A 10,929-nucleotide genomic window follows, 5' to 3' on the forward strand; every position below is an offset into this window, starting at 1 on the left:
GATTAATGAGCCGTCGCGGGACGTGCAACGACGGCTTTGGCGACGACGCGATCACTGGCGCCGGGCTTGAGAAAAATCGTCAGCACCACCGACAGCAGCAGCGCGCCGCTCATCAGCAGATACGAAGCACCGGGCGATCCGGTGGAACTGTTCAGATAACCGACCAGGTACGAGCCGCCGAACGAGCCGAGCGCGCCCATGCTGTTGATCAATGCCATCGCGCCACCCGCCACGTTCGCCGGAAGAATCTCCGGGACGATGGCAAAAAACGGCCCGTAAGGCGCGTACATGCAGGCGCCGGCAATCACCAGCAGCGTGTACGACCACCAGAAATGCTCGGCGCCGAGGGCGTAAGACCCGTAAAACGCAATCGAGGCGATCAACAGCGGTGGCCAGACGAAACGTTTACGTTTTTGCAGTTTGTCCGAACCCCACGACACCGCGAGCATGCCGATCACCGCCGCCAGATACGGCAGGGCCGAGAGCCAGCCAGCCTCGATCATGTCCATTTGCGCGCCGGCCTTGAGAATCGACGGCAGCCACAGGACGAAGCCGTAAACGCCGATGCTCCAGCAGAAAAACTGCAGCGCCAGAATGATCACCTTCGGCGAACGGAACGCCTCGGCGTAGTTCTTCACCGCTTTGATGCCGACCTGTTCGGCCGCCAGTGCGCTTTCCAGATCCTGCTTTTCCTGCGTGCTCAGCCACTTGGCCTGGGACGGACGATCATCGGCCAGTTTCCACCAGATAAAGGCCCAGAGCACCGCCGGCAGACCTTCGATGATGAACATCCAGCGCCAGCTGAAATGCTGCACCAGATAGCCCGAAACCACCGACATCCAGAGCATGGTTACCGGGTTGCCGAGGATCAGAAAAGTATTCGCCCGCGAGCGTTCGGCGCGGGTGAACCAGTGGCACAGGTAGACCAGCATCGCCGGCATCACCGCGGCTTCAACCACGCCGAGCATGAAACGGATGACGATCAGCCAGTAGGCGTTGGAGACCACGCCGGTCAGCGTGGCGAGGCCGCCCCAGAGGATCAGGCTGACGAAGATCAGTTTCTTCACGCTGTGCTTTTGCGCGTAGATCGCACCGGGCACCTGGAAGAAAAAGTAGCCGAGGAAGAACAGCGCTCCGAGCAGCGAGGACAGGCCCGGGGTGATCATCAGGTCGGCGGCCATGCCGGACGCGGCGGCGAAGCCGTAGTTGGCGCGATCCAGATACGCCAGGCTGTAGGTGATGAACACGATGGGCATGATGTACCACCAGCGGCGGGTGGCGAGGGTTGCGGTTTTCATGGTCTTGCTCCTGAGCTTGTTGTTTTTGTCGCAGCAGGGTTCAGATTTGGGAGTGACTATGCGGGCCTATTCGCGAGCAAGCCCGCTCCCACATTGGTACGCGTTGCAAGTGTGGGAGCGGCGGTGCGACGATTCGACTTGCTCGCGAAGGCGGCCTCGAATTCAGCCGAGAGTTCAGTCCGGGTCGGCAATCCCTCCATATCCCCGCGACTCTGCACCGCACGACTGCCAATCCAGTTCGCCCGCTGCACCGCCTCGGGGAAGCTCTGGTGCTCCAGCAGGGCGCTGATCATCCCCACCGCAAAGCCATCCCCCGCGCCAACGGTATCGACGACGTTGGCCACCGGTACCCCAGCGACAAAACCCTGATCCAGTTGCGTGCGGTAATAGGCGCCTTGCGGCCCGAGTTTGATTGCCACGGCTTCGGCGCCCTGGTCGAGATAGAACGCGGCAATGTCCGCCGGATCTTCAAACCCGGTCAGCAAGCGACCTTCGCTCAACCCCGGCAACACCCAGTGGGCGAGGGCGGCGAGGCGATTGACCTCGCGGATCATTTCGCGCTCGCTGGCCCACAGGCTCGGGCGCAGGTTCGGGTCGAAGGACACGCTGTGCCCGGCGTGGCGCATGCGGGTCATCAGCTCGAACGACATCTCCCGCGCCGTCGCCGACAGCGCGGGCGGAATGCCGGTGGCGTGCAGGTGCCGGGCGTTGAGCAATTCCGGCTTGATCGATTGTGGCGAGAGATGGCTGGCCGCCGAGCCCCGGCGGAAGTACTCGACCTGTGGATCGCTGCCATCGTCGTTACGGGATTTGAACTGGAAACCGGTTGGATGACGGCTATCGACGTCGACATGGCTGCAATCCAGACCTTCCTTGATTAGGGTCTCGACGACAAAACGGCCGAGGGAATCGCTGCCAACGCGGCTCAACCATGCGACGTTGAAACCCAGCCGCGAGAGACCGATCGCCACGTTGCTGTCGGCACCGGCAATGCGCTTGTGGAATTGCTCGACCGTGGCCAGATCGCCGCATTGTTCAGCGACCAGCATCGCCATGGTTTCGCCGAACGACAGAATATCGATCTCAGACATGAGCTGGCTCCAGACGGGATTGGCCGAGACGGGCGAGGGCGGCGACGTGCTCCGTGGTCAACTCGACCAGGTCAGCGCCCTGCAATGGATACTCGGCGGCGCGCATAACGCCTTGGGCCATGTGCCGCAGCAGTTGTTCCCACAGATGCAGGTCGCTGACAGCGGGCGGCACTGCGACCAGTTTGCCGTCGGCACGGCGCGCCACGGCTTTGCAATGCACATAGCCGACGTGGCGGCCGAGCAGGCGGGCGGCGTTGGCGGCGGACTGGTCTTGCCACTGCCAGTTGCCGATGTCGAAGGTCATTTTGATCGGCAGATTATGTTGCTCGACAGCGGCGAAGAAACGCTGAAACGGCTCGATACGCCCGCCGTGCAGGGTCTGGTCGTTTTCCACCAGCAGTTGCACCGGGCTGTTACCGATCAGTTGCTTGAGCACCGACAGATCACAATTGTCGGTGAAGTAGCCGAGGGAGACTTTCAGCCACTTCGAACCGAACGCCTCGGCCTGTTGCAGGGCGGTGATCAATTCAGCATTGGGCCGTGACTGGCCGGCGAGCCACAGTTCGGTCGGCGAGGAATAGATGCTTTGCAGCCCCTGAGCGGCGGTGGCGGCGCTCAACTGCGCGGGGACTTCGCGAGTCAGCAGCTCTTCGCGCCATTCGATGCGATCAGCGCCTGCAGCGGCCAGCACGTCGATAAAGAAATCTTGACCACGCTGACGCACAAGCTCGGCGCCGTAGCTGGACAGGCTGATGGAAACGGCAGGTTTATTCATTGTTATTGACCTCTGAAACCGGTTTCATTTTTGTTCAAAAAAATAGCGGTGAAATCTGCACTGTTCTTTTTGGCCCCATCGCTGGCAAGCCAGCTCCCACAGTTGCAGGGGCGATCGCAACCCTTGAGTGCACCCGAATACCTGTGGGAGCGGGCTTGCCCGCGAAGAGGCCGGATCAGTCACCACGAAATCCATGGGTCGAACCACGCTCGACCAAGACGGGCGCAAAATCCACGTTGCGCGCCGCCTCAGCGTCGCCACGCAATCGCTTGAGCAAACACTCGAACGCCCGCGCGCCGATCGCCTCGGTCGGCTGGGCGAGGGCGGTTATCCCGCTGCCGACCAATGGATACCAATCCAGATCATCCAGCGCGATCAGACCGACATCCTCAAATAGCCGACAACCGATCTCGCGCAACGCTCGCGTGCAGGTCAATGCCGCGACGCCGTTGGCGCAGAACAGTGCTTTGGGGCCATCAGCCGGCGTGTTCAGGAAGTGTTCAACGTGCTGCGCGAATGCGTCGCCGGTTTCCAGCACCGAGCCGGTCAACTCAGGGCGCTGCGCAATCTGTGCCTGAAAGCTGGCGACCCGTTCGATCCGCGAACTGGTGCCGTCATAGGGTTCGGTGACCAGCAACACGTTGCGATAACCGCGACGTTCGAGGTGGGCGAGCGCCATTTCTACGGCTTGCGGGTTGTTCAGGCCGACCATATCGCTGTCCAGTCCTTCGACCTTGCGGTCCACCAGCACCAGCGGCATTTCCCGTTTCAACTCGTCCAGTTCAGCCCGGTGATGACCGAGGGTGTTCACGATAAGCCCTTCGATGTTGTACGAGCGCAGCAATGCCAGGTGTTGGCGCTCCTGCTCGTCATCGCGGTCGGTGTTGCACACCACCAGGCTGTATCCGTGGGCACGGCACGCGGTTTCCACGCCGTGCATCACGGCAATCGAATAAGGGTTGCGGATATCGGCCACCAGCATGCCGATCAAGCGGGTACGGCCGCGTTTCAGGCCGCGAGCCATTTGATTGGGGCGATAGCCGAGTTCGGCAATCGCCTGTTCGATGCGTCGGGCAATGGCATCGGAGAGCAGCGCGCGGTCATCGCCGATAAAGCGCGAAACGCTGGCCTTGGATACACCAGCGTGTTCGGCGACGTCGAGCATGGTGACGCGGCTGCGCTGGGCGGCGGAGAAGTCGTTCATGGCTTGAGGTTTCTTTTTGTTGGATGAGTTTCAAATGGTCTGAAACCGGTTTCAGATAACACTACTGTCGGGGGCCTCGTCAAGCGGACTTCGCGGTAGAGAATGTCACGCAACGCTTGAATACCCGACGAACGGTCGCCTTACCTGTCAGATCTGACAGTAGGCAGGTGCGATGACCGAGCGCTTAATTCTCCTATGACCAATAGAGAAGTTTCTACGCGGTTCTCTCGACACTAAATGGGCGAAAAGTGATGGCAGCGAAGAAGTTATTTGGAGAACATGCGGGTACATTGGCGGAGCGGCTTTCAGTCGAAGGCGTCGACGACAATGACCAGGAAGGACATGTTCCCCTCGACATTCTGCGCGACGGTACTCGCATTAAAATTCGTTACTGGGATAGCCCTGTAGTCAATGATGAACTTTGGATATCACTCATTCGAAACGGCGTTGAACAAAGGCTTTACACCGAATTTCTAAGTCCGCCGCAACCAGATTTTTTATACTTTCCGTTGACGCCGAAGCATCTGGAAAATGATGGCGTTGTATTCTTGACTTATAAAATATGGAAAGGGTCAGGGGGTAATCCGGATCCTTCGCCTGACAGAAAACTGACTATTGATCACAGCCTACCTCTTGGCCTTGAGGAGGCAAACTTTCCCCATGCCACGATTTGGGGATATCTGAATAACAAGACGGTTCCGCCAATAACTTCCGGGGCAACTGTTGCCATTCCTGCTTCAAAGGGTGTCGCCTTGCCTGGCGACATGGCCAAAGTGCATTGGCTGGGTTATTTGAGCCTGAATGGGAGTGGCAATCCTGTTGAAAGTACTCGCGGGACTTTTGACAAGATATTGCGACGGTCGGATATAAATAATGGATATAAACTGGTTGTGCCGTTCGAACCCCATATTAAGCCTCTTCCTGATAATGATTCAGCGCTTGTTTATTGGCAGTTGTTTAGAAATAACCGGCTGGTCGGTCAGTCAAAGAAAAACTTGCTAAAGATAGACAGAGTCACACCCGGCGAAAGTGGCCTTTCTGGCCTGAGTACACAAGGAGAAACGAAGATGGCACTTAAAGTATTACCCCCAAAATCAAGAGGATTTTCCGCTGGTATCAAAGAGAATGGTCCTTTCTCGGTCATTACTATAGATACGCTTGTGGATAATCTAATCGCCAAGAGCGTACTGGACAGTGGGACTGTCAGTGTTATTCTTGATCGTACCCCTGATGAACTGGATGGGGATGAACTCGATGTGCTACTGGCAGTTAAAGGCGAAACTTTGAAATCGATTGCTACGATCGAACTTGGCCCTATTGCTGATAGACCTGCAGGCAAAATTCCATTATCGATCCCTGCTAGCCATTTTACCGAACTGCCAAAACCCGCTGGCCCTACAGGGTATCAAATACAGATCAAAGTCTACAAAGGCGGTGGTGGTATTGAGGATCCCTCTAATATTATTGACGTCCTCATCGATCAGACCGCGCCTTTCAGTACAAAAGATCCACGCAGAGAAGAAAAGCCTACTCCGCCTCCCGTATTTGTTAATAAGCCTGCTGATCCGCAGGTTACTGTCAATGAAGCATGGATGGCTGCAAACGCTAATGTAAATCTCACTGTGAATGTCGGTTACGACGAGCGTCGTCCTGACGATGAGATCCAAGTGTCGCTACGGGCCGGTAGCCAGTCGGTTGAGGTCTACTACGATACCGTACCCAATAATGGTGCAATTACGTTTCCGAATAGTGAGCTACGCAAGTTTCCTCCCAAAGGGCGCGTCAATATCGTTCAACGGTATTACGACGTTGTAGGTAACCCTAGCCTGGTGTCCGCGCCGGCGCCCTTTTTGACGTTGAACCTCGCACAAAAACCTATATTGAATAAAGCTCCGCTGGTGCCAAAAACCGATCCGAACTACAGCAAATCGCTATATCTGGATGATGTGGCCGGCGGAATTTCTGCCATCGTGGAAAGTGCCTCCATCGACAGCGCGGAGGCAGGCGACGAGATCTTCTTGACTATTGAGGATGCTGACGACGCGACTCTTTTCAAGGAGCTGGATCCACAAACCTGGACGGGTGGGAATCTGACGTTCGATCTTTCTTACGATGACCTTGCTAAGATATTCGACAAAGCCGATGAACCAAAGCGCATCATGATCAAGTCCACGATCACTCGTACCGGGATGACGCCGGATGTTGAGTCACCAGATGCTATCTTCATACTGGCATTTGACCACGCCGGCCCGGAAAATCCGGATCTTCCGGACTTGACCAATCGAAATATGGAGTTGCCGGTGGTTACTGGCGCCTCCGGCACTGTTAACAGTTTGCTGCCCGGTGATCGTGATAAACCTGCTACATTCAAAGTGAAATTCAAACTCGCTGATCCACCGATTACTCCGGACCAGACGGCGAAGTGCTATATCAATGAAGTGGCTCTCGACGACTATGCTCCATTCGTAGACGAAACGGAGTTTGAAGTTCCAATTCCAGCTCGCATAGTTGCCGGTCTTACCACTCCAAGTGTCAAGGCTCGTTGGACAATTCAGAAATCAGGCGACGACAAAAATATCATGCGGTCTAGGGAAGAAACGGTGCTGGTGGCAGGACCCTCCATTCCTTTACCCCTGCCGACGGTCAGGATCCGTAATGAGATTAAGCGTCCTTTCGTTGAATGTTTTGCGATGGACAGCCCGACCAAGGAATACAATCTGGGCCTGGAAATTCCGAAGACCCCACTGTTGCCGCCTGGTAAAACGATCAAAGTGTTTTTTGAAGCGCACAGGAATTCGACAGGAACTGATTTAATTCCCAATACACGCGTTTCTGCAGATTACATTATTAAAGCTGCCGACGTGCCTGATTTTGCGCTAACGGGTACTAATCCTGCGATATTCAAGCTCGCGCAACCCTTTAAAGGAGCGGTATCTTACGCCAAGTATTGGTATACAACGGATATCAATGGTGAGCAAAGCTCTGTGCCTTTCGTCAGGGAGATCGATACGATCAGTACAAGTAGAAATTATTGCGACGGCACTGCAGCTCCAGCCGCGCCTTAATTAGTCAATGGATATAAGTGTTTATGCCGCAAGTGGGCTCTACTGTCCTTCTTGCGGCTTTTTTTAGACTCTGGAAGATCAGGCCGTCATGAACCCTACCATCGAGGCCAATTCCTCAAGCAAAGAAGACTTTTCCTACATAAGTCTTTCGCTTTTCTCATTAGGCTGTCGGACGTTTTTGGCAAGCTTTGATTTTGCCAGTAACCGGCTTCAGTAATTTGTGCACTCGAGGAAGTCTCTATGTCGTCGTTTTCCAATTCAAAACACCCTTTAGCGATCAAAGGATTGATCATTGCGGTCGCAATCGCATCCTCTCCACAGGCCTACAGTCGAATTCTACTACCCGGCGAAAGTGCAGTTGTGACCAATCCACCTGCTCCCGAAGTATGGGGGGTGTCTGGTGGGGGGACGTTGTCTATTATCAATGCTGAAGCGCTGACCGTTAGTGCAGCAGATGCCAGTGTCGTTTTCAACGGCGGCAAGAGCCAGAGAATCGATGCCAGCAATTCTGCCCTATCCCTTTCTGGAGCCATTGTTGAAAGCACGAGCGGCAGAGGGGCGATCCAACTGATCGACAGTAGCGCCACGATCGACAACCAGACAAAGGTCACCAGTTCCAACAGTTTTGGCCTTCTGATAGGTCGCAATCAAAATACTCCCGTCTCCTCCAGTGCGACCGTTAAAGGCGGAAGTACGATTACGGGACTTCCCGGCGGTGCGAACGCCGTGGGTTTCGCGGTTCTGAATGTTGAAAACTCGACCATTCGTGGTACCGGTGTGACCAGTTACGGCGTGCAATTGGGCGGTGCAACACTCTCGGCTACGGGCAGCACTCTTTCCGGAGAGCAGGACGGGTTGCAGATCGTCACTGATCTGACAGGCGTCAATGCCAGCACCGTGACGCTCAACAACACCCGCGTGACCGGCGGCACAGGGTCGGCCATTGTACTGGGCTCCTCCGGCAGTGCCGGTACTGTTGCCACCATCAATGTCAGCGGAAATTCTGAACTGATCGGCGGCAATGGCTCGGTGTTAAAGGCCATCAACCGCTCGACTGCCAACTTCAACGTCGATGGCAGTACCCTGACCGGCGATGTGATTGCCGAGACCGGCAGTACGGTTGCACTGCTGATGAAGAACGGCGCAACGCTCAACGGCAATCTACTGAACGTCACCCAGTCCAGGTTCGATACCGGCGCCACCTTGAACGGCAACGTAGAGGCCGTCGCGGGAACAGCGGCCGCTGTCAGCCTGGACCACGGTTCGGTCATCAACGGCAACGTCGATAACATCGCCAGCCTTTCGCTGAACAATGCAAGCAATCTGACCGGTAACGTCACCAGCGATACCAACGGCAGCGTGCTGCTGGACAACAGTTCGGTGCTCACGGGCCAGATCAACAACTCGGGTAACCTGACTATCAGCAATGCTGCGCAATGGGTCATGACCGGTGACAGCACGGTGCAACAACTGGGCATGAACAACGGTGTCGTGCAAATGGGCACTAACGAGCAGTTCCAGCAGTTGAATATCGGCAATCTCACAGGTAAAGGCACCTTCGCGATGGGCACCGATCTCGGGACTGGCAGCACTGACTTCCTGAACGTGACCGGCTCTGCAAGCGGTCAGCATCAATTGCTTGTCTCTGCCACCGGAACGACGCCAGTTACCGCAGAACCGGTGAAAGTCGGCAATATTGCCGCCGGCACCGCTACTTTTACTCTGGCCAATAAAGACACGGTGGATGCCGGCACATTCGTTTACCGACTGAAGCAGGAAGGGCAGGGTCTGTACCTCAACCCCGACAAGGAAACTGTCAGCACCTCGACCAATACCGCCCTGGCGTTGGCTGGCAGTGCCCGCAGTGTATTGAATGCGGAAATGAACATGCTCAGCGACCAGATCGGTGATCGTGGATTGAGCCTCCAACCTGATGCTTCGCTTCGCGCGGCCAGCGACAGTGACACGACCAAGCTGAGCAACAGCGTCTGGGTGCGTACGTATGGCAACCAGTACAACGTCAAAAATGCCTACGGCGACGGCTACACCCAAAACCAGAACGGCATCACCGGTGGTGCCGATACGACGGTGGACATTGCTGGCCGTGCGTGGGTCATCGGTGGTTTCGTGGGCGCCAGCCGCACCAATATGGACCTCAAATACGGTTCCAGCGCGACGGTCGACAGTCTGAATGCAGGCGTCTACGGCAGCACGTACGATGTTGAAAGCGGTGTATTCGTCAACGTCATGGCCAAGATCAACCAGTTCGACAACAAGGCCAAAGTCACCATGAGCGACGGTACGCAAGCCAAGGGCGATTACAAGGCTTTGGGCGCCAGCGGTTCGGTGGCGGTCGGAAAGCACATTCGCCTGAAAGACAACTGGTTTGTCGAGCCGCAGGTCCGGGTATCGACCAGTGCGACCCAGAGCGACAGTTATCGCCTGGACAACGGCCTTGAGGTCGAAGCCGACACCATGCGTTCGCTTCAGGGCAATGTCGGTGTAAGGGGCGGCCGAGTCATCGCGCTTGAAAATGGCAGTTTGCTTGAGCCGAGTCTGTCGCTGGGGGCCGATCATGAATTTGTCAAAGCCAACCGGGTCAAGATCAATGACGACAGGTTCGATGACGATCGTGCCAGCAGCGGGGTCGAATATGGAGCGGGGCTGAAGTGGACGCCGGGACAGCGCAACTGGCAGGTTTCCGGTCAGGTCGGAGGCAGCAAAGGTAACACCGTCAATCAGGACTGGAGTGGCAGCCTGCGAGTCAGTTACTTCTTCTGATACGCCGAAACAACAAACGCCCCGTGCAGAGATGCCGGGGCGTTTTTTTGTGCGTTCAGCCGAAGAGCCCGGCGGCGATGTTGATCGAGAAACCCAGAATTGCTGTATTGAACACAAACCCGATCAACGACTGTGCCAGCACAATTTTGCGTATCTCTCGCGTTGCAACGCCGACATCCGCGGTCTGTACCGCCACGCCGATGGTGAACGAGAAGTACAGAAAGTCCCAATAGTTGGGGGTTGTCAGGCCTTCGGCAAAGCGCAGAGCCGGTTCCTTGCCGTCCCAGGTGTAAAACAACCGGGCGTAGTGGACGCAGAAAATCACCCCGATCAGCAGCCATGAACCGATGACCGTCAGTGCGGTGAAACCGTAGTGCAGGAGTTTGCGGGTGGTTTCCAGGTCCTTGCTGCCAGCCAGCTCGACGGTAATGGTCGCCAGGCTGGCCAAAGCGGCGATGCAGACGACGAACAGCACAAGCCCGGCATTTTCATCCTCGACTTCGGCGATGCGTTTGACGTCCGGCGCTTTTGCCCGGGCTGTCAGCCAGAACATCAGGATCAGATAGGTCCAGACGCCGGCGTTCCAGCCGATGAGGATTTTGCTGACGATGGAATCGGCGGGAGCCAACAGGCCGGTGGCGAGGCCAACCAGGAAAGCGGCGGACAAGCGGGGGTGAGTACGGGCGAGAAAGCGCATGGGGACTCGATGGGCCAG

Annotated in this window: 7 protein-coding genes; 2 read left to right on the plus strand and 5 right to left on the minus strand. The window is 56.4% G+C overall.

Annotated elements, in window-relative coordinates:
• Nucleotides 1-2: 2 nt before the first annotated feature.
• The 4 genes from F2P67_RS08325 to F2P67_RS08340 form a co-directional block, all read right to left on the minus strand.
• Nucleotides 3-1,298, minus strand: a complete 1,296-nt coding sequence (locus F2P67_RS08325) for an MFS transporter (protein WP_166219321.1) — start codon at nt 1,296-1,298, stop codon at nt 3-5.
• A 56-nt stretch (nt 1,299-1,354) separates the two neighbouring features.
• Nucleotides 1,355-2,389 (minus strand): sugar kinase, encoded by a 1,035-nt coding sequence (locus F2P67_RS08330; RefSeq protein WP_166219323.1) that lies wholly within the window; start codon nt 2,387-2,389, stop codon nt 1,355-1,357.
• Nucleotides 2,382-3,164 (minus strand): sugar phosphate isomerase/epimerase family protein, encoded by a 783-nt coding sequence (locus F2P67_RS08335; RefSeq protein WP_166219325.1) that lies wholly within the window; start codon nt 3,162-3,164, stop codon nt 2,382-2,384. Before F2P67_RS08335 ends, F2P67_RS08330 begins: the two co-directional genes overlap by 8 nt.
• Nucleotides 3,165-3,339: 175 nt before the next feature.
• Nucleotides 3,340-4,368, minus strand: coding sequence for a LacI family DNA-binding transcriptional regulator (locus tag F2P67_RS08340; protein WP_166219327.1), 1,029 nt, complete (start codon nt 4,366-4,368; stop codon nt 3,340-3,342).
• A 251-nt stretch (nt 4,369-4,619) separates the two neighbouring features.
• On the opposite strand from F2P67_RS08340, the gene F2P67_RS08345 reads away from it, so the two are divergent.
• Nucleotides 4,620-7,433, plus strand: a complete 2,814-nt coding sequence (locus tag F2P67_RS08345) for a hypothetical protein (protein ID WP_166219328.1) — start codon at nt 4,620-4,622, stop codon at nt 7,431-7,433.
• A gap of 240 nt (nt 7,434-7,673) precedes the next feature.
• A complete protein-coding gene (locus F2P67_RS08350) occupies nt 7,674-10,214 on the plus strand; it encodes an autotransporter outer membrane beta-barrel domain-containing protein (protein WP_166219330.1) in 2,541 nt (846 codons plus the stop codon).
• 55 nt (nt 10,215-10,269) lie between these two features.
• Here the strand turns inward: F2P67_RS08350 and F2P67_RS08355 are convergent, their stop codons facing one another.
• Nucleotides 10,270-10,911 (minus strand): DUF1345 domain-containing protein, encoded by a 642-nt coding sequence (locus tag F2P67_RS08355; RefSeq protein WP_166219332.1) that lies wholly within the window; start codon nt 10,909-10,911, stop codon nt 10,270-10,272.
• Between the last annotated feature and the right edge of the window lie 18 nt (nt 10,912-10,929).

It is taken from the genome of Pseudomonas atagonensis, from assembly GCF_011369485.1.
Classification (GTDB): domain Bacteria; phylum Pseudomonadota; class Gammaproteobacteria; order Pseudomonadales; family Pseudomonadaceae; genus Aquipseudomonas; species Aquipseudomonas atagonensis.

What these genes read in the sequence shown, in the direction of transcription:
- F2P67_RS08330 (WP_166219323.1), bottom strand. Translation starts at nt 2,389, where the DNA reads ATGTCTGAGATCGATATTCTGTCGTTCGGCGAAACCATGGCGATGCTG.
- F2P67_RS08355 (WP_166219332.1), bottom strand. Translation starts at nt 10,911, where the DNA reads ATGCGCTTTCTCGCCCGTACTCACCCCCGCTTGTCCGCCGCTTTCCTG.
- F2P67_RS08345 (WP_166219328.1), top strand. Translation starts at nt 4,620, where the DNA reads ATGGCAGCGAAGAAGTTATTTGGAGAACATGCGGGTACATTGGCGGAG.
- F2P67_RS08340 (WP_166219327.1), bottom strand. Translation starts at nt 4,368, where the DNA reads ATGAACGACTTCTCCGCCGCCCAGCGCAGCCGCGTCACCATGCTCGAC.
- F2P67_RS08325 (WP_166219321.1), bottom strand. Translation starts at nt 1,298, where the DNA reads ATGAAAACCGCAACCCTCGCCACCCGCCGCTGGTGGTACATCATGCCC.
- F2P67_RS08335 (WP_166219325.1), bottom strand. Translation starts at nt 3,164, where the DNA reads ATGAATAAACCTGCCGTTTCCATCAGCCTGTCCAGCTACGGCGCCGAG.
- F2P67_RS08350 (WP_166219330.1), top strand. Translation starts at nt 7,674, where the DNA reads ATGTCGTCGTTTTCCAATTCAAAACACCCTTTAGCGATCAAAGGATTG.